The following is an 18,566-nucleotide window of genomic DNA, read 5'->3' as shown; positions in this document are numbered from 1 at the left end:
GCTAAGACGCACGCGGCGTCGAACATCCGTGTAACTTGCCGGGTCTAGTGCGCGGCACTAGAAGGCCAGGGGGCCCGGCGCCAGTGCTACGGGGGTTTGCTCGATGAGCGTGCGGCTGATGGTGGTCGATGACCACCGACTGCTCGCCGAGGCGCTCGCCTCGGCGCTCAAACTACGCGGTCACCGGGTGCTCGCCGCCGCCGCGCCCACCTCGGGAGCGGCGGACCTGGTGGTCGGCCGGGCTCCGGAGGTCTGCCTGTACGGCACCGCGGCACCCGCCGCACCGGGCGCCTTCGACCCGATCGTGCGGATCAGGCGCGAGCGCCCGCAGATCGCCGTGGTGGTGCTCGGTCCGGTGCCCAGCCCGCTGGGCATCGCGGCCGCCTTCGCGGCGGGCGCCGCCGGCTACGTCCGCCACGACGAGCGCATCGAGGGCGTCGAGCGGGCCATCGTCAAGGCGCGGGCCGGCGAGGCGGCGGTCGCGCCGCAACTGCTCCAGGGCGCCTTCGCGGAGCTGCTCAACCCGGCGGTCCAGCCGGACGACGAGGGGCAGCGGCTCCTCCAGCTGCTCACCCCGCGCGAGGTCGAGGTCCTGGTCCGGGTCGCGGAGGGCGAGGGCACCCGGCTGATCGCGGCCGGGATGCGGATCGCGCCGAGCACCGCCCGTACCCATGTGCAGCGGGTCCTGATGAAGCTGGGTGTCGGCTCCCGGCTGGAGGCGGCCGCGCTGGCCGCCCGTACCGGGCTGCTGGACCGGGCCGCCGGTACGCGGGAGGGGCCGGACCCCGTCGGCTGACGGTGTCCGGCCCCTCCCGGCGGTGACTGCGCGGCGGCGGATCAGCTGCCGGGCGTGCCCGTGGTGTCCTGGGCCGCGTCCGACGGCGGGACGGGTGCCTGGACCGGCCGCAGCTTCAGCCAGACCAGGAAGAACAGCCCGAGCGCCAGCATGGCCAGGCCGGTCCACAGGTTGATGTGGACGCCCTCGGCCTTCTTCAGGTCAGCGTCGGACGGGCTGATTCCCGCGATGGTGACGATGACTCCGTAGACCACGAAGAGACCGCCGATGATCGTCCGGATGTCGAAGAGGCGGGCCGCCGTGGCCGACTTCTTCTCCAGCTCGGAGACTTCCTTGTGCATTTCGGACATGGTGAGTTACTCCGATCAGAACGAGTAGGGGACGTAGCACAGGGCGGCGAGCACGATCGCGCCCCAGCCCAGCAGGGCCGGCTTGCGGTACCAGGCGTCGTCGCCCTCCGCGGGCGCCTCCTGGAGGCCGGGCGACTCGGTTCCGTATACGAGACCGGCCAGTTCGGCCTCCGGCTTGGGGGCGGTGAACAGCGTGACGACGATCATCACGACCGCACCGGCGACGAACCCGACGATCGCGGAGACGAAGTTGGCGCCCTGGTCGCTCGGGATGTCGATGATGCCCTGCTTGTAGATGACGAAGTAGTTGACCATCGCGGCCGTGGTGCCCGCCAGCAGGCCCCAGACACCGGACTTCATCGAGGCGCGCTTCCAGAACATCCCGATGATGAAGACCACGAAGAGCGGGACGTTGAAGAAGGAGAACAGCGTCTGGAGGTAGCTCATGATGTTGGAGAAGCTGGCGGCGATGAACGCGGTGCCGATGGAGGCCAGCACCCCGACGACCGTGATCCCCCGGCCGAAGCGCAGGTAGTACGCGTCCGACTGGTCCTTCTTCACGTACCGCGCCCAGATGTCCGTGGTGAACACGGTGTTGAACGAGGAGACGTTGGCGGCCATGCCCGCCATGAACGCGGCCAGCAGGCCGGTCACCGCGATGCCGAGGACACCGTTGGGCAGCAGCTCCCGCATCAGCAGCGGGATCGCGTCGTTGTACGTGGTGCCTGAGCCCGCGGTGCCGATGTTCGGCACGATCACGGCGGCGACCAGACCGGGGATCATCACGAGGAAGACGATGAACATCTTCGGGAACGCGGCGATCAGCGGGGTGCGCTGAGCGGCCGAGAGGTTCTTCGCGGACAGCGCGCGCTGCACCTCGGCGAAGTTCGTCGTCCAGTAGCCGAACGAGAGCACGAAGCCCAGGCCGAGGACGATCGTCAGCCAGTTGGCACCGAGCGGGTTGGCGTCACCGATGCCGGTGCCGCCCCAGGCGCTCATGAAGTTCGAGCCGTGACTGGAGGTCAGCGAGTCGCTCAGCCCGTCCCAGCCGCCGACGCGCTTGAGACCCAGGATGGTCAGCGGGATCAGCGCGGCGAGGATGACGAAGAACTGCAGTACCTCGTTGTAGATGGCGGAGGAGAGCCCGCCGATGGTGATGTAGATCAGGACGAAGAGGCCCGCGACGACGATCGCGACCCACTGCGGCCAGCCCAGGAGGGCCTCCACCACGATCGACAGGGCGTACAGGTTGACGCCCGCGATCAGGACCGCCGAGAAGGCGAAGAGTATGGAGCTCAGCAGGTGTGCCGACTTGTCGAAGCGGTGGAGCAGGAACTCCGGTACGGAGCGGACCTTGGACTTGTAGTAGAAGGGCATCATCACGAGGCCCAGGAAGACCATGGCCGGGATGGCGCCGATCCAGTACCAGTGGACGACCGCGACGCCGTACTGAGCGCCGGTCGCCGCCATGCCGAGGATCTCGGTGGCGCCGAGGTTGGCCGCCACGAAGGCCAGACCGGTCACCCATGCGGGCAGTGACCGTCCGGAGAGGAAGAAGTCGAGGCTCGTCTTCACGCTCGCGCGAGCGGCGAAGCCGATGCCGAGAACGACGACGAAGTAGATCGCCAGGATCGTGTAATCGAGCCCGTTCGTGGGGAGCCGGAGCCCGGATGCCAGAGAGTGCATGGGGGGAACTCGCTTCGTTGCGTGTACTGAACCCGAAGGAAACTACGCCCTTGTGTTCAGAAAATGAACAGTTCCATTGAGGTTCTTTGTTTGATTGTGATCGTATGGCCCGGAAACCTGGCCTTAATCCACGGGAACCCCACAGGAACGGGGCGGAACCCGGCGGGAATCGCGCGTAAGCCGCGCGAAGGCCGCGCGAGACCCAGATCACATCCGGCCGCACTCGGCGGGTGCCGACTCATTGACGTGTCTGTTGATTTGTGGTTCATTGTGTTGGGTTATGTTTGGGAGGAGTCTGGTGAAGAAGACGGTTACGACGCTCGCCGACGGCCGGGAGCTGCTCTATTTCGACAGCCGCGACGACGTGGTCCGGGACGCCGTCGACCGGCGGCCGCTCGACGCCGTCGCGACTTCCTCCGAGATCCGCCGGGACCCCCTGCTGGGGGACAGCGTCGCCGTCGCCTCGCACCGTCAGGGCCGCCCGTACCACCCGCCGGCCGACGAGTGCCCGCTCTGCCCCTCCCAGGAGGGACGGCTCAGCGAGATCCCCGACGACCACTACGACGTCGTCGTCTTCGAGAACCGCTTCCCCTCGCTCGCCGGTGACTCCGGCCGCTGCGAGGTCGTCTGCTTCACCTCCGACCACGATTCGTCGTTCGCCGGTCTCAGCGAGGAACAGGCCGGACTGGTGCTGGAGGCCTGGACCGACCGCACCGCCGAGTTCGCCGGGCTCGACCAGGTCGAGCAGGTGTTCTGCTTCGAGAACCGGGGCGCCGAGATCGGCGTCACGCTCGGCCACCCGCACGGGCAGATCTACGGCTACCCGTTCGTCACCCCGCGCACCGAGCTGATGCTCCGCTCGATGGAGAAGCACCGCGCGGAGACCGGCGGCAACCTCTTCGACGACCTCGTCGCCCGGGAGCTGGCCGACGGCGACCGGATCGTGATCTCCGGCGAGCACTGGGTCGCCTTCGTGCCGTACGCGGCCCACTGGCCCTACGAGGTCCACCTCTACCCGCTGCGCCGCGTCCCCGACCTGCGGGAGCTCGATGACGCCGAGCGCACAGAGTTCGCACAGATCTATCTGGAACTCTTGAGGCGGTTCGACCGGATATTCGGCCCCGGCCGGCCTCCGACGCCCTACATCTCGGCCTGGCACCAGGCACCTTTCGGCATCCCCGACCGGGAGGAGTTCGCGCTCCACCTCGAGCTCTTCACCGTGCGACGGACCACCAGCAAGCTGAAGTTCCTCGCGGGTTCCGAATCCGGCATGAGTGTGTTCATCAACGATGTGCCGCCGGAGGCCGCGGCCGCGCGACTGCGAGAGGTAGCGAGCGAGTGAGCAAGACCCCCAAGAAGTACCTGGTGACCGGCGGCGCGGGATACGTGGGCAGCGTGGTCGCCCAGCACCTGCTGGAGGCCGGGCACACGGTCACCGTCCTCGACGACCTCTCCACCGGATTCCGCGCGGGCGTCCCGGCCGGCGCCGAGTTCGTCGAGGGCCGCGTCCAGGACGCCGCGAAGTGGCTTGACCCCTCCTACGACGGGGTGCTGCACTTCGCCGCGTACTCCCAGGTCGGCGAGTCCGTCACCGACCCGGAGAAGTACTGGGTCAACAACGTCGGCGGCTCCACCGCCCTGCTCGCCGCCATGCGCGGGGCCGGGGTGCGCACCCTGGTCTTCTCCTCCACCGCCGCCACCTACGGCGAGCCGGTCTCCAGCCCCATCACGGAGGCCGACCCCACGGCCCCGACCAGCCCCTACGGCGCCACCAAGCTCGCCGTCGACCACATGATCACCGGCGAGGCGGCCGCCCACGGGCTCGCCGCCGTCTCGCTGCGCTACTTCAACGTGGCCGGGGCGTACGGCAGCTGCGGCGAACGGCACAGCCCCGAGTCCCACCTGATCCCGCTGGTCCTCCAGGTCGCCCTCGGGCAGCGCGAGTCGATCTCCGTGTACGGCGACGACTACCCCACCCCCGACGGCACCTGCGTCCGCGACTACATCCACGTCGCCGACCTGGCCGACGCGCACCTGCTCGCCCTCGACGCCGCCACCGCGGGCGAGCACCTGATCTGCAACCTCGGCAACGGCAACGGCTTCTCGGTCCGCGAGGTCATCGAGACGGTCCGCGAGGTCACCGGCCACCCGGTCCCCGAGACCGCGGCCCCGCGCCGCGGCGGCGACCCGGCCGTCCTCGTCGCCTCCGCCGCCACCGCCAGGGAGCGCCTCGGCTGGCAGCCGGCCCGCGCCGACCTGGCCGGAATCGTCTCCGACGCCTGGACGTTCGCCCGCCGAGAGGAGCCCACCGCACCATGACCGACACCGCTGAGCCCACCGTCGCCACCGAGCCGGCCGAGTCATCCGCCGAGCTCACCGCCTCCTTCACCGAGCTGTACGGGACCGCCCCCGAGGGGATCTGGGCCGCCCCCGGCCGGGTCAACCTGATCGGTGAGTACACCGACTTCAACGACGGCTTCGTGATGCCGCTCGCCCTGCCGCACGCCGCGCGGGCCGCCGTCGCCCGGCGCACCGACGGTGTGCTGCGGCTGCACTCCACCGATGTGCCGGGCGGCGTCGTCCAGCTCCGCGTCGACGAGCTGGCCCCGCATTCCGGCCACGGCTGGGCCGCCTACCCGGCCGGCGTGCTCTGGGCGCTGCGCGAGGCCGGCCACCCGGTCACCGGCGCCGACATCCAGCTGACCTCCACCGTCCCCACCGGCGCCGGGCTCTCCTCGTCCGCCGCCCTCGAAGTGGTCACCGCCCTCGCCCTGAACGACCTCTTCGGGCTCGGGCTCAGCCACGCCGAGCTGGCGGTGCTGGCCCAGCGCGCGGAGAACGCCTTCGTCGGCGTCCCCTGCGGCGTCATGGACCAGATGGCCTCGGCCTGCTGCACCGAGGGCCACGCCCTGCACCTGGACGCCCGCGACCTCACCCAGCGCCAGGTCCCCTTCGACCTGGCCGCCCACGGCCTCCAGCTCCTCGTCGTCGACACCCGCGTCAAGCACGCGCTCGGCGACGGCGCCTACGCGGAACGCCGCGCGGCCTGCGAGGAGGGCGCCCGGCTGCTCGGGATCAGCACGCTGCGCGAGCTCCCCTACGAGGGGCTGGGCGCCGGGCTCGGCACACTGGCCGCCGCCGGCGCGGACGAGGCCGTCGTGCGCTGCGTGCGCCACGTGGTCAGCGACAACCAGCGCGTCGAGCAGGTCATCGCACTGCTCGACGCGGGCGACGTCCGCGCCGCCGGTCCGGTCCTCACACAGGGCCACGTCTCGCTCCGGGACGATCTGCGGGTCTCCTGCGTGGAGCTGGACCTGGTGGTCGAGGCGGCGAACGCGGCCGGGGCGCTCGGTGCGCGGATGACCGGCGGCGGCTTCGGCGGCTCGGCGATCGTGCTCCTGGAGGAGGCGCAGGCGGACACCGTCACCAAGTCGGTTCAGGAGGCGTTCACTTCGGCCGGCTACGCGGTCCCTCGGGTCTTCCCCGCCGTCCCTTCGGCGGGCGCCCACCGGATCCTCTGATCCGAACGAAGGGCCCTAGCCGAGCCGCTTGGTGAGGGTGAACTCCGTGATGCCCGGCGGATAGTCCTCGACCCGCCCGGTCACTTCGTAACCCCGCTCCCGGTAGAAGTCCGGGGCCTGGAAGTCCCAGGTCTCCAGCCGGGAGCGGGTGCAGTCCCGGTCGGTGCGGGCCACCCGTTCCGCCTCGGCGAGCAGCCGTGAGCCGAGACCGAGACCCCGGTGCGCCGCGTCGACCCAGAGCAGGTCCACATGGAGCCAGTGCGCCCAGGTCCGCCCGGTCAGCCCGGCCGCGACCTCCCCCCGCTCGTCCAGCGCCCATACCTCCAGTGGGAGTTCGCGCCCTGCGGGACCGCTGCGCAGCGCGCGGATCTCCGCGGAACCGGCCGTGTTGTCCTCACGGAGCCGCCTGCTCAGCAACTGACGACGTTCCCTGTCCACTTCTGTCTCAAAACGGAACATGCACAACACCCTAGGACTGCCTGAGCCCTCACTTCCGCGAATCGCCTCCCGCTCGGGTCGGCCGCCCGTACGCTGAGGCACAGCACCGGTGGGGGCCGGTGCTGATTCAGGGGTACGAGACAGCCGGGTGCGACACCCGGGTGGGGGGTGGCAGTCGGTGCACGGCGGCGGCCGTGGCACCGCGGTCCGGTTCCCCGTTCCGGGTGTCGTACCCGTGCCTGTCCGTCGCTGACGGGGGGCGCACGCTACGGGGTGCCCCAGAACACACAGCATGGGGGTGCCTGTGGTCCGTATCCGGGTTCTCGTGGTCGACGACCACCGCATTTTCGCCGAATCGCTCGCCGCGGCGCTCGCGGCCGAACCCGACGTCGACGTCGCGGCGGCGGGCAGCGGCCCGGCCGCCCTGCGCTGCCTGGAGCGCGCGGCCGCCGAGGGGCGCGGTTACGACGTGATGCTGGTCGACGCCGAGCTCGGCATCCTGGCCCCGGCGGGCGGCCGCAGGGCCACCGGCCCGGTGGCGGTGCCCGCCCAGGCCGCCGGGGGAGACGGGCAGACCGACGGCATCTCGCTGGTCGCCGGGGTCCGCGCGAACCGGCCCTCGGTGCGCACGGTGGTGCTCGCGGAGAAGGACGACCCGCGCCGGGCCGCGCTCGCGCTGCAGGCCGGGGCCTGCGGCTGGGTCGCCAAGGACTGTTCGCTGCAGCGGCTGCTGGCGGTTGTCCGGGGGGTGCTGCGCGACGAGACGCATCTGCCTCCCGCGCTGCTCACCGGGGTGCTGCGGGAGCTGCTTGCGGACCGCAAGCACCGCAGCGAGAGCGAGGAGCTCGTCGAGTCGCTGACCCCGCGCGAGCGCGAGGTGCTGCGTTGCATGGTGGCCGGGCTCGGCCGCAAGGCGGTGGCGGAGCGGCTGTTCCTCTCCCCGCACACGGTGCGTACCCACATGCAGAACGTGCTGGGCAAGCTGGGGGTGCACTCGACGCTGGCCGCGGTCGCGCTGGCGAGACGGGCGGGCGTCGGCCCGGCCGATCCGACGGCGCCCCAGGAGCCCGGTCTAGGACCTGTCCAGCAGATCATGTGACGTTCCGGCCGGTTGCGCATCGGTGGCGAGGTCCGCGTCCGTGATGGGCCGGACCACCCGGCACGGCGTACCGAGCGCGACGCTCATCGCGGGGATGCTGCGGCTGACCACGCTGCCCGCGCCGATGACCGAGCCGTAGCCGATCCGGACACCGGGCAGGGCCACGACGTTGCTGCCGATCCACACCTTGTCCTCGATCACGATCGGCTCGGAGAACCGGCCGAAGTCCGCCCGGCGCGCGGGGTGCAGTGGGTGTCCGGTCGTCGTCAGGGTGACGCTCGGAGCGATCATGACGTCGTTGCCGATACGGATGTCGACGAACGTCAGGTTCACGTTGCCGAAGAAGTTGTCGCCGATGTGTACGTTGCTGCCGAACGCGGCGTGGAACGGGGCCTGAAGGATGGCACGTTCGCCGACGGAGCCGAGGATCTCGCCGAGGAGCCTTCGGCGCCGCTCCTGCTGGCCGGGGGGCGTGTGGTTGTACGCGAAGATCTCGTCCTCGCGGCGGCGGGGGGCCAGGAACGCCGCCTCGGACTCGGTGTAGACGAGCCCCTTGGCGATCCGGGCGCGTATCTCGTCGTGGTCGGCGTCAGTCATGGTGCGGTGTTCCCTTCGTCCGGTGTCCCAGCTCGGTGAGCCGGAGCGCGTACTCCTGGGCGATCGCCCCGTTCGGGGCCGCCGTCCTCGCTTCCTCGTACATCGCCGCCGCCTCCCGCGTACGGCCGAGGCGGCGCAGCGCGTCCGCGCGGACCGCGGCCAGGGCGTGGTAGCCGGCCAGTTCCCTCGGCGTACCGAGCGCGTCGACGGCGTCGAGCTGGGCCTGCGGGCCGTCGCGCCTGCCGAGGGCGACGGCGCGGTTGAGGGCGACGACCGGGTTCGTACGCAGGGCGAGGAGGCGGTCGTACAGGGCCACGATCGCCGCCCAGTCGGTCGCGGCGGCGTCCGGGACCGCTCTCCTTGCTGCCGTTCCGAACGTTTCATGAAGACGACGAACGGCGTCCGCCGAATCCGACAGCCCGACGGGAAGAGTTCTGACGACAGCCCCCGCCAACGCGAGTCGCCCGATCTCTTGACGTGCCCCTGACCGAATGGCTTCATGGATGCGCACCGGTATGGGAGCGCTCCCATACCGGTGGTCCGCTCTCCTCCTCCCTCATCTGGAGCCGCAGTGAGTACAGCGAGACATCCGGCGAAGAGTCCCGCCACCGTCATCCTCACCGTCCTGGCCACCCTGCTCGGTCTCCTCGCGCTCGGCGGCCTCGCCCCGGCGCGGGCCGCCGCCGCGGGTACCGGCCTGCACATCAGCGACGGCCGCCTGGTCGAGGGCAACGGCGACGACTTCATCATGCGCGGGGTCAATCACGCGCACACCTGGTACCCGGGCGAGACCGAGTCGACGGCCGACATCAAGGCGACCGGCGCCAACACCGTCCGGGTCGTGCTCTCCGACGGCTACCGGTGGAGCAAGAACGGGCCCGACGACGTCGCCGCCGTCATCGCCCGGTGCAAGGCGAACCGGCTCATCTGCGTCCTGGAGGTGCACGACACCACCGGGTACGGGGAGGACTCCGCCGCCGGCACGCTGGACCACGCGGCCGACTACTGGATCGGGCTGAAGGACGTCCTGGCCGGCCAGGAGGACTACGTCGTCATCAACATCGGCAACGAGCCCTGGGGCAACACCGATCCCGCCGGCTGGACCGCCCCCACCACCGCCGCGGTCAAGAAACTGCGCGCCGCCGGGTTCGCGCACACGATCATGGTGGACGCGCCGAACTGGGGCCAGGACTGGCAGAACGTCATGCGGGACAACGCACGGGCGGTGTACGACGCCGACCCGACCGGGAATCTGCTCTTCTCGATCCACATGTACAGCGTCTACAACACCGCCCAGAAGGTCACCGACTACCTGAACGCCTTCGTGGACGCCGGACTGCCCCTGGTCATCGGCGAGTTCGGCGGACCGGCCGACCAGTACGGCGACCCGGACGAGGACACCATGATGTCGGAGGCCCAGCGGCTCGGGCTCGGCTGGATCGCCTGGTCGTGGAGCGGCAACACCGACCCGGTCCTCGACCTGGCCATCGGCTTCGACCCGGCGCGGCTCAGCTCCTGGGGCGAGCGCGTCTTCCACGGCGCCGACGGCATCGCGCAGACCTCCCGCGAGGCCGCGGTCTACGGCGGCGCCCCGTCGGACACCGAGGCCCCGACGGCTCCGGGCGTCCCGGCCGCCTCCGCCGTGACCGACACCTCCGCGACCCTGACCTGGGCCGCGTCCTCGGACAACGTCGCCGTCGCCGGCTACGACGTCGTCCGCGTCAACGGCGCCACGGAGACCGCGGCCGCCTCGTCGGCCACCCGGAGCGTCACCCTCACGGGTCTGAGCGCCGACACCGCGTACTCCTTCGCGGTCTACGCGCGGGACGCGGCCGGCAACCGTTCGGCGCGGTCGGCCGCCGTGAGCGTCACCACGGACGTGGGCTCCACCACGCCGGCCGGCACGTGCTCGGTCGGTTACAAGGTGGTCGGCGAGTGGCAGGGCGGCTTCCAGGGCGAGATCACCATCCGCAACACCGGCACCGCCGCCATCGACGGCTGGACGCTCGGCTTCGCCTTCGCCGACGGCCAGACGATCAGCAACATGTGGGGCGGTACGCCCCGGCAGACGGGCGGCTCGGTGAGCGTCACACCGGCCTCGTACACCTCCGGGATCGCCCCGAACGGCACGGTGACCGTGGGCTTCACCGGCAACCGGAGCGGTACGAACGCGGCCCCGGACGGGTTCACCCTCAGCGGCGCGGCCTGCGCGGTCGCGTGACACGGCGCCGGCCGGCGGGGGCTCCCGCCCCGGCCGGCCGGTGCGCGGTTCTCAGCCGGGGATGTTGTCGAAAGGTGCGGTCAACTGGCGTAGCAGACCGGCTAGTTCGCCGCGCTGCTGGCGGGAGAGCTCGCCGAGGATGGCGCGCTCCTGGGCGAGCAGGCCGGCCAGCGACTGGTCGGCCTTGTCGCGGCCCTCGGCGGTGAGCCGGACCAGTACCCCGCGGCGGTCGCTGGGGTCGGGGAGCCGCTCGACGAGGTTCTTCTTGGTCAGCCGGTCGATGCGGTTGGTCATCGTGCCCGAGGTGACCAGGGTCTGGGTGAGCAGCTGGCCGGGGGAGAGCTGGTACGGATCGCCGGCGCGCCGCAGCGACGTGAGGACGTCGAACTCCCACGGCTCCAGGCTGTGCTCGGAGAAGGCGATCCTGCGGGCCCGGTCGAGGTGGCGGGCCAGCCGGGAGACGCGACTGAGGACCTCGAGTGGTTCCACGTCGAGGTCGGGGCGCTCTCGGCGCCATGCAGCGACCAGCCGGTCGACCTCGTCCTCCATGTGGATCAGTGTAGAGGGTCTGTCGACATGAAGTCTCTTGAATTCGAGTCTCTTGAGTACGAGTGTCTTGACATCAAGATACTTTCGGGATGATCCTGGTCCCCATGACCGCACCGATCTGGGATCCGCAGCAGTATCTGCGCCACGCGGACCACCGCACCCGACCCTTCCACGATCTGCTGGCCCGCGTCCCCCCGCTCCCGGGCGCACCCGCCCACCGGATCGCCGACCTCGGCTGCGGAGCCGGCAACGTCACCGCCCTGCTGGCCGAACGCTGGCCCGGGGCCCGGATCACCGGCTACGACAACTCCCCGCAGATGCTGGAGCGGGCCCGCGCCCACGCCACCGGACTGCTGGACTTCGCCGAGGCCGACGCCTCGGTCTGGACCCCCGCCGAGCCGTACGACCTCATCGTCTCCAACGCGCTGCTCCAGTGGGTGCCCCGGCACGCCGACCGCTTCCCGGTCTGGCTGGACGGCCTCGCCCCCGGCGGCACCCTCGCCCTCCAGGTCCCCGGCAACTTCGAACAGCCCAGCCACGTCCTGATGCGCGAACTGGCCGGCTCCCCGCGCTGGCGCTCCCGGCTGGGCGGCCTGCTGCGCCACGCCGACGCCGTGCTGAGCCCGGCCGGCTATCTGGACCGGCTCACCGGCCCCGGCCGCACCGCCGACGTCTGGGAGACCACCTATCTGCACCTGCTGCCCGGCGAGGACGCCGTCCTGGACTGGGTGAAGGGCACCGGCCTGCGCCCCGTCCTCACCGCCCTCGCCGACGACGAGGAGGCGCAGGGGGTCTTCCTCGCCGAGTACCGCGACCTGCTGCGCACCGCGTACCCGGCTGGCCCGCATGGCACCGTCTTCCCGTTCCGCCGCATCTTCGCCGTCACCCACCGGGAGAACCGATGACCGCCGCCCTCGACCACGTCCAGCTCGCCGCCCCGGCCGGCTCGGAGGACCAGCTGCGCGGCTAATACGTGGGTGTCCTCGGGATGACCGAGATCGCCAAGCCCCCGGTGCTGGCCGCCCGCGGCGGCTGCTGGTTCCAGGCGGGCCCGGTCCAGCTCCACCTGGGCATCGAGGCGGACTTCCGCCCGGCCCGCAAGGCCCACCCGGGGCTGCGGGTGACGGGCATCGGGTCGTACGCGGCCCGGCTGGCGGAGCACGGCGCCGAGGTGCGGTGGGACGAGGACCTGCCCGGCCACCGGCGCTTCTTCAGCCACGACCCGGTGGGCAACCGGCTGGAGTTCCTGGAGCCGGTGACCGGCTGAGAGCCCGGGAACGGGCGCGGGGGACGCGGAAGCGCCCCGCCCCCGGGAGGCCGGTGACGGGGGTCCACAGCGTCCGGCGTCAGTTCTTGCGGTGGCCAATCAGCCGAGGCTTCGACTCCAGGTTCTCCAGCCCGTGCCAGGCCAGATTCACCAGATGCGCCGCCACCTCGGCCTTCTTCGGCTTGCGGGCGTTCACCCACCACTGGCCCGTCAGCGCCACCATGCCGACCAGCGCCTGCGCGTACAGCGGAGCCAGCTTCGGATCGAAGCCCCGGGCCTTGAACTCCAGCCCCAGGATGTCCTCCACCTGGGTGGCGATATCGCTGATGAGCGAGGCGAACGTGCCGGTCGACTGGGCGACCGGCGAATCGCGCACCAGGATCCGGAACCCGTCCGTGTAGGTCTCGATGTAGTCCAGCAGCGCGAACGCCGCCTGCTCCAGCAGCTCACGCGGGTGCCCGGCCGTCAGCGCACTGGTCACCATGTCCAGGAGCTGGCGCATCTCCCGGTCCACCACCACCGCGTACAGCCCCTCCTTGCCGCCGAAGTGCTCGTAGACCACCGGCTTGGAGACCCCGGCACGCGCCGCGATCTCCTCCACCGAAGTGCCCTCAAAACCCTTGTCGGCGAAGAGGGTGCGACCGATGTCCAGCAGTTGCTCGCGGCGTTCCTTGCCCGTCATCCGCACCCGGCGGGCCCGCCGGGCGGAGGGTGCGCGGGATTTCTCGCTGCCTGTGCTTCCGTCGGTCGCCACATCGTCAATCATGCCGCGTCGGCCTCCGCCGGGTGGCGCCGGGACTCGATACGGGCGGAGTCGGGCCAGCGCACATCCGTCGCCCAGCCCAGCTTCTCGAACCAGCGGATCAGCCGCGCACTCGAATCGACCTGACCCCTCATCACGCCGTGGCGGGCGCTCGTCGGGTCCGCGTGGTGCAGGTTGTGCCAGGACTCGCCGCAGGAGAGGACCGCCAGCCACCACACGTTGCCGGACTTGTCACGGGACTTGAACGGACGCTTGCCGACCGCGTGGCAGATCGAGTTGATCGACCACGTCACGTGGTGCAGCAGGGCGACACGGACCAGGGAGCCCCAGAAGAACGCCGTCGCCGCCCCCCACCACGACATCGTGACCAGCCCGCCGACCAGCGGCGGGATCGCCAGCGAGGCGATCGTGAAGGACAGGAAGTGCCGGGAGATCCCGCGGATCGCGGGGTCCCTGATCAGGTCGGGGGCGTACTTCTGCTGCGGCGTCCGCTCCTCGTCGAACATCCAGGCGATGTGCGCCCACCACAGCCCCTTCATCAGGGCCGGCAGCGTTTCGCCGAAACGCCACGGGGAGTGCGGATCGCCCTCGGCGTCCGAGTAGCGGTGGTGCTTGCGGTGGTCGGCCACCCAGCGCACCAGGGGACCCTCCACGGCGAGGGAACCGGCCACGGCCAGGGCGATACGGAGCGGACGCTTCGCCTTGAACGAGCCATGGGTGAAATAGCGGTGGAAGCCGATCGTGATGCCGTGGCAGCCGATGAAGTACATCGCCACCAGCAGACCCAGATCGAGCCAGCTGACACCGCGGCCCCAGGCCAGCGGCACCGCCGCGACCACGGCCACGAACGGCACCACGATGAAGAACAGGAGAGCGATCTGCTCGATGGAACGCTTGTTGTCCCCGCCGAGCGTGGCGGAGGAAGGACCGTCGGCCGCCGGAGCGGCCTCGATCACGTCGGGGCTGGTCTTCATGGGGAGTCCCCTGTGGGGTGAGACGCAACGGACAGACTGGGCTACGCATGCGTAACCTACGGCGTCGTAAGTATGGCAGTGCGGAGCCCCGCCACAAGAGGGAGCGGCCGACCCGGCACGGTGTGGCGTCATACGGGGTAGGGGACACACCGCGTACCCCGGAGGCACCCGCCGCCCGCAGCGGACACCTTTCGGGGCGCGAACAGCGCCGAAAGCACGGACACCTATCCTGGAGGGGTCGGACAGCGCGGTCCGCACTCTGCTTTCCCGGGGGTGGCGTGGCACCCGCTGCCAGCCGTGGGCCCCGGATCCCGTGCTCAACCACTGCAAGGAGCCGCACACTGTGAGCAGTGCCGACCAGACCCCTGCCGCCAGCCCCGAGCTGCGCGCCGACGTCCGCCGCCTCGGCGACCTGCTGGGCGAGACCCTCGTACGACAAGAGGGCCAGGAGCTCCTCGACCTCGTCGAACGGGTCCGCGCCCTGACCCGCACCGACGGCGAAGCCGCGGCCGAACTCCTCGGTGACACGGACCTGGAGACCGCCGCGCAGCTCGTGCGCGCCTTCTCCACCTACTTCCACCTCGCCAACGTGACCGAGCAGGTCCACCGCGCCCACGAGATGCGCGACCGGCGCGCCGCCGAGGGCGGGCTCCTCGCCCGCACCGCCGACCGGCTCAAGGACGCCGACCCGGAGCACCTGCGGGCCACCGTCAAGAACCTGAACGTACGGCCCGTCTTCACCGCGCACCCCACCGAGGCCGCGCGGCGCTCCGTGCTCAACAAGCTCCGCCGCATCGCCGCACTGCTGGAGACCCCGGTCATCGAGGCCGACCGGCGCCGCCAGGACATCCGGCTCGCCGAGAACATCGACCTCATCTGGCAGACCGACGAGCTGCGCGTCGTGCGCCCCGAGCCCGCCGACGAAGCCCGCAACGCCATCTACTACCTCGACGAACTCCACGCCAACGCCGTGGGCGACGTCCTGGAGGACCTGGCCGCCGAACTGGAGCGCGTCGGCGTCGAACTGCCCGCCGGCACCCGCCCCCTCACCTTCGGCACCTGGATCGGCGGCGACCGCGACGGCAACCCCAACGTGACGCCCGCCGTCACCTGGGACGTACTGATCCTCCAGCACGAGCACGGCATCACCGACGCCCTCGAACTGGTCGACCAGCTGCGCGGACTGCTCTCCAACTCGATCCGCTACACCGGAGCCACCGACGAGCTCCTCACCTCCCTCCAGTCCGACCTGGAACGCCTCCCCGAGATCAGCCCCCGCTACAAGCGGCTGAACGCCGAGGAGCCCTACCGCCTCAAGGCCACCTGCATCCGGCAGAAGCTCGTCAACACCCGCGAGCGCCTCGCCTCCGGCACCCCGCACCGCCCCGGCTGCGACTACCTCGGCACCGCCGAGCTCATCGCCGACCTGGCCCTGATCCAGACCTCGCTGCGCGAGCACCGCGGCGGCATCGTGGCCGACGGGCGGATGGACCGCACCATCCGCACGCTGTCCGCCTTCGGCCTCCAGCTCGCCACCATGGACGTACGCGAGCACGCCGACGCCCACCACCACGCGCTCGGACAGTTGTTCGACCGCCTGGGGGAGGAGTCCTGGCGCTACGCCGACATGCCGCGCGACTACCGGCAGAAGCTCCTCGCCAGGGAACTCCGCTCCCGCCGGCCGCTCGCCCCGACCCCGGCCCCGCTCGACGCCGCCGGCGAGAAGACCCTCGGCGTCTTCCACACCATCAGCCAGGCCTTCGAGCGCTTCGGCCCCGAAGTCATCGAGTCCTACATCATCTCGATGTGCCAGGGCGCCGACGACGTCTTCGCAGCCGCCGTCCTCGCCCGTGAGGCAGGCCTCCTCGACCTGCACAGCGGCTGGGCCAAGATCGGCATCGTCCCCCTCCTGGAGACCACCGACGAGCTCAAGGCCGCCGACGTCATCCTCGACGAGATGCTCGCCGACCCCTCCTACCGCCGCCTCGTCTCACTGCGCGGCGACGTCCAGGAGGTCATGCTCGGCTACTCCGACTCCTCCAAGTTCGGCGGCATCACCACCTCGCAGTGGGAGATCCACCGCGCCCAGCGCCGCCTGCGCGACGTCGCCCACCGCTACGGCGTACGGCTGCGCCTCTTCCACGGCCGGGGCGGCACCGTCGGCCGAGGCGGCGGCCCCTCGCACGACGCGATCCTCGCGCAGCCCTGGGGCACGCTGGAGGGCGAGATCAAGGTGACCGAGCAGGGCGAGGTCATCTCCGACAAGTACCTCATCCCCGCGCTCGCCCGCGAGAACCTGGAACTGACCGTCGCGGCCACCCTCCAGGCCTCCGCCCTGCACACCGCGCCCCGCCAGTCCGACGAGGCCCTGGCCCGCTGGGACGCGGCCATGGACACCGTCTCCGACGCGGCGCACAACGCCTACCGCAAGCTCGTCGAGGACCCCGACCTGCCCGCGTACTTCCTGGCCTCCACCCCCGTCGACCAGCTCGCCGACCTGCACCTGGGCTCGCGGCCCTCGCGCCGCCCCGGCTCGGGCGTCTCGCTCGACGGCCTGCGCGCCATCCCGTGGGTCTTCGGCTGGACCCAGTCCCGCCAGATCGTCCCCGGCTGGTACGGCGTCGGCTCCGGCCTCAAGGCGCTGCGCGAGGCGGGCCTGGACACCGTCCTGGACGAGATGCACGAACAGTGGCACTTCTTCCAGAACTTCCTCTCCAACGTCGAGATGACCCTGGCCAAGACCGACCTGCGCATCGCCCGCCACTACGTCGACACGCTCGTCCCCGACGAGCTCAAGCACGTGTTCGCCGAGATCGAGGCCGAACACGCGCTCACCGTCAGCGAAGTCCTCAAGATCACCGGCAACACGGAACTGCTCGGCACCAGCCCGGTGCTCCAGCAGACCTTCGCCATCCGTGACGCCTACCTGGACCCGATCTCCTACCTCCAGGTGTCCCTGCTGGCCCGCCAGCGCCAGGCCGTCGAACGCGGCGAGGAGCCCGACCCGCTGCTCGCCCGCGCCCTGCTGCTCACCGTCAACGGGGTGGCCGCCGGACTGCGCAACACCGGCTGATCACAGCCGCCGCGGGTGCGGTCCCGTCAGAGGGCGAAGAACGTCGCCACCAGCAGGACCGCACCCGCGATCCCGGCACCCCACGCGATCCGGGGCAGCCGCATTCCGCCGCCGATCACCAGCGCCGCGAGCACCAGGGCGCCGCCCAGCGGTACCCACGCGTGCAGGAAACCCGGCGTGCCGGTCCGCACGACCTCGAAGGTGCCCGGCTTCACGACGACGGGGAAGTGGTCACCCTTCTTCGCCGCCACGGACTTGTCGACCGACACCCGGGAACGCCCGGACCCGCCGTCGGTGGGCACATACGGCCCCGTGCAGACCTCGCTGCCGCACCCGGTGACCGTCATCGTGCCGTGCTCACGTCCCTTGGCCAGCACGATGTGCTGCGCCGAGTCCCACGAGGACAGCACACCCGCCACCAGCAGCAGCAGGACGACACAGCCGAGCGCGGCGGTGCGGCCGTGGTGCAGGGCACGTTGGGAGGAGCTGCGCTTCATGGGGGCCGATCCTTGGCCAGCGCCCCACGCCCGGTCAAGCCGTGGCTGAAAACAGCATGGTTACCGGCAGGTATGTCGGGATTCGCGGCCGCCGGAACCCAGCGCCTGACCCAGCGGACGGCTCAGGAGTTGTACGTGCTCTGCGCGCGCTCCAGGCCCTCCGCCAGCAGACACTCCACCGAATCCGCCGCCCGGTCCACCAGGAAACCCAGCTCCTTGCGCTCCGTGGACGAGAAGTCCTTCAGCACGAAGTCGGCGACCTGCATCCGGCCCGGCGGGCGCCCGATTCCGAACCGGATCCGGTGGTAGTCGGGGCCCATCGACTTCGTCATCGACTTCAGCCCGTTGTGGCCGTTGTCGCCACCGCCCAGCTTCAGCCGCAGCGATCCGTAGTCGATGTCCAGCTCGTCATGGACCGCCACGACATGGTCGAGCGGCACCTTGTAGAAGTCGCGCAGCGCCGTCACCGGACCACCGGACAGGTTCATGTACGACATCGGCTTCGCCAGCACCACCCGGCGGCTCAGCGGTCCCGGCGGACCCATCCGGCCCTCCAGCACCTGCGCCTGGGCCTTCGGCGCCCGCTTGAACTTCCCGCCGATCCGCTCCGCGAGCAGCTCCGCGACCATGAAGCCCACGTTGTGCCGGTTCGCCGCGTACTCGGGACCGGGATTGCCCAGGCCCACGATCAGCCAGGGGTCGGTGGCGTCGGACATCGCGCTGGGTCTCCTCGCG

The 18,566-nt window shown here is 70.9% G+C and carries 18 protein-coding genes and 1 pseudogene; 9 read left to right on the top strand and 10 right to left on the bottom strand.

The features are described from left to right. Positions 1-103: 103 nt before the first annotated feature. The gene (locus tag ACGFU6_RS18675) at positions 104-796 is read left to right on the top strand and encodes a LuxR C-terminal-related transcriptional regulator (protein WP_123525557.1); all 693 of its coding nucleotides are present in this window, start codon (positions 104-106) and stop codon (positions 794-796) included. Positions 797-837: 41 nt separating this feature from the next. On the opposite strand, the gene ACGFU6_RS18670 is transcribed toward ACGFU6_RS18675, so the two are convergent. Continuing rightward, positions 838-1,146, bottom strand: a complete 309-nt coding sequence (locus ACGFU6_RS18670) for a hypothetical protein (RefSeq protein ID WP_393612047.1) — start codon at positions 1,144-1,146, stop codon at positions 838-840. A 15-nt stretch (positions 1,147-1,161) separates the two neighbouring features. Then, the gene (locus ACGFU6_RS18665; RefSeq protein WP_393612045.1) at positions 1,162-2,832 is read right to left on the bottom strand and encodes a sodium:solute symporter family protein; all 1,671 of its coding nucleotides are present in this window, start codon (positions 2,830-2,832) and stop codon (positions 1,162-1,164) included. A gap of 298 nt (positions 2,833-3,130) precedes the next feature. Here ACGFU6_RS18665 and galT point away from each other — a divergent pair, with 298 nt between their 5' ends. Genes galT through galK form a run of 3 tightly spaced genes read left to right on the top strand, consistent with a single transcriptional unit; the run spans position 3,131 to position 6,353 of the window. Then, positions 3,131-4,174, top strand: coding sequence for a galactose-1-phosphate uridylyltransferase (gene galT, locus ACGFU6_RS18660; protein WP_393612043.1), 1,044 nt, complete (start codon positions 3,131-3,133; stop codon positions 4,172-4,174). Further along, a complete protein-coding gene (galE, locus tag ACGFU6_RS18655; RefSeq protein ID WP_393612042.1) occupies positions 4,171-5,151 on the top strand; it encodes a UDP-glucose 4-epimerase GalE in 981 nt (326 codons plus the stop codon). Before galT ends, galE begins: the two co-directional genes overlap by 4 nt. Beyond that, on the top strand, positions 5,148-6,353 hold the full coding sequence (gene galK / locus ACGFU6_RS18650; protein ID WP_393612040.1) for a galactokinase: 1,206 nt from the start codon (positions 5,148-5,150) through the stop codon (positions 6,351-6,353). The genes galE and galK overlap by 4 nt, the downstream gene beginning before the upstream one ends. A 15-nt stretch (positions 6,354-6,368) precedes the next feature. Here the strand turns inward: galK and ACGFU6_RS18645 are convergent, their stop codons facing one another. Beyond that, a complete protein-coding gene (locus tag ACGFU6_RS18645; protein ID WP_393612038.1) occupies positions 6,369-6,812 on the bottom strand; it encodes a GNAT family N-acetyltransferase in 444 nt (147 codons plus the stop codon). 283 nt (positions 6,813-7,095) lie between these two features. On the opposite strand from ACGFU6_RS18645, the gene ACGFU6_RS18640 reads away from it, so the two are divergent. After that, the gene (locus tag ACGFU6_RS18640; protein ID WP_393612276.1) at positions 7,096-7,890 is read left to right on the top strand and encodes a LuxR C-terminal-related transcriptional regulator; all 795 of its coding nucleotides are present in this window, start codon (positions 7,096-7,098) and stop codon (positions 7,888-7,890) included. Here ACGFU6_RS18640 and ACGFU6_RS18635 read toward each other — a convergent pair. Both ACGFU6_RS18635 and ACGFU6_RS18630 read right to left on the bottom strand, forming a co-directional pair. Beyond that, positions 7,864-8,487, bottom strand: coding sequence for a sugar O-acetyltransferase (locus tag ACGFU6_RS18635; RefSeq protein ID WP_393612036.1), 624 nt, complete (start codon positions 8,485-8,487; stop codon positions 7,864-7,866). The two genes, ACGFU6_RS18640 and ACGFU6_RS18635, sit on opposite strands and share 27 nt — an antisense overlap. After that, complete coding sequence (locus ACGFU6_RS18630) at positions 8,480-8,803, bottom strand: hypothetical protein (protein ID WP_393612035.1); 324 nt, start codon at positions 8,801-8,803, stop codon at positions 8,480-8,482. The genes ACGFU6_RS18635 and ACGFU6_RS18630 overlap by 8 nt, the downstream gene beginning before the upstream one ends. A gap of 255 nt (positions 8,804-9,058) precedes the next feature. Here ACGFU6_RS18630 and ACGFU6_RS18625 point away from each other — a divergent pair, with 255 nt between their 5' ends. Beyond that, a complete protein-coding gene (locus ACGFU6_RS18625; RefSeq protein WP_393612033.1) occupies positions 9,059-10,708 on the top strand; it encodes a cellulase family glycosylhydrolase in 1,650 nt (549 codons plus the stop codon). 51 nt (positions 10,709-10,759) lie between these two features. On the opposite strand, the gene ACGFU6_RS18620 is transcribed toward ACGFU6_RS18625, so the two are convergent. Continuing rightward, positions 10,760-11,257: a MarR family winged helix-turn-helix transcriptional regulator gene (locus tag ACGFU6_RS18620; RefSeq protein ID WP_393612032.1), complete on the bottom strand. Its 498-nt coding sequence runs from the start codon at positions 11,255-11,257 to the stop codon at positions 10,760-10,762. A 104-nt stretch (positions 11,258-11,361) separates the two neighbouring features. On the opposite strand from ACGFU6_RS18620, the gene ACGFU6_RS18615 reads away from it, so the two are divergent. Together ACGFU6_RS18615 and ACGFU6_RS18610 are read left to right on the top strand one after the other, a co-directional pair. Next, a complete protein-coding gene (locus ACGFU6_RS18615; protein ID WP_393612030.1) occupies positions 11,362-12,162 on the top strand; it encodes a trans-aconitate 2-methyltransferase in 801 nt (266 codons plus the stop codon). After that, positions 12,159-12,524 (top strand): annotated as a pseudogene (locus ACGFU6_RS18610) (glyoxalase). The gene ACGFU6_RS18615 and the pseudogene ACGFU6_RS18610 overlap by 4 nt, the downstream one beginning before the upstream one ends. A gap of 79 nt (positions 12,525-12,603) precedes the next feature. Here the strand turns inward: ACGFU6_RS18610 and ACGFU6_RS18605 are convergent. After that, positions 12,604-13,290, bottom strand: a complete 687-nt coding sequence (locus tag ACGFU6_RS18605; RefSeq protein WP_393612028.1) for a TetR family transcriptional regulator — start codon at positions 13,288-13,290, stop codon at positions 12,604-12,606. After that, positions 13,287-14,261 carry an acyl-CoA desaturase gene (locus tag ACGFU6_RS18600; protein ID WP_393612026.1) on the bottom strand — a complete coding sequence of 325 codons (975 nt, stop codon included), beginning with the start codon at positions 14,259-14,261 and terminating at the stop codon, positions 13,287-13,289. Before ACGFU6_RS18600 ends, ACGFU6_RS18605 begins: the two co-directional genes overlap by 4 nt. Positions 14,262-14,604: 343 nt before the next feature. Here ACGFU6_RS18600 and ppc point away from each other — a divergent pair, with 343 nt between their 5' ends. Beyond that, entirely contained in the window at positions 14,605-17,334 is a 2,730-nt protein-coding gene (gene ppc, locus ACGFU6_RS18595) for a phosphoenolpyruvate carboxylase (protein ID WP_393612025.1), read from the top strand. 26 nt (positions 17,335-17,360) lie between these two features. Here ppc and ACGFU6_RS18590 read toward each other — a convergent pair whose 3' ends face one another. Next, positions 17,361-17,831, bottom strand: a complete 471-nt coding sequence (locus ACGFU6_RS18590) for a hypothetical protein (protein WP_393612023.1) — start codon at positions 17,829-17,831, stop codon at positions 17,361-17,363. Positions 17,832-17,953: 122 nt separating this feature from the next. Continuing rightward, a complete protein-coding gene (pth, locus tag ACGFU6_RS18585) occupies positions 17,954-18,547 on the bottom strand; it encodes an aminoacyl-tRNA hydrolase (protein WP_393612022.1) in 594 nt (197 codons plus the stop codon). Positions 18,548-18,566: the final 19 nt, after the last annotated feature.

It is taken from the genome of Streptomyces sp. NPDC048462 (assembly GCF_043200175.1).
Classification (GTDB): Bacteria; Actinomycetota; Actinomycetes; order Streptomycetales; family Streptomycetaceae; genus Streptomyces.
Note: the sequence above shows the minus strand (reverse complement) of the source record. Positions and strands in the feature narration are given on the sequence as shown.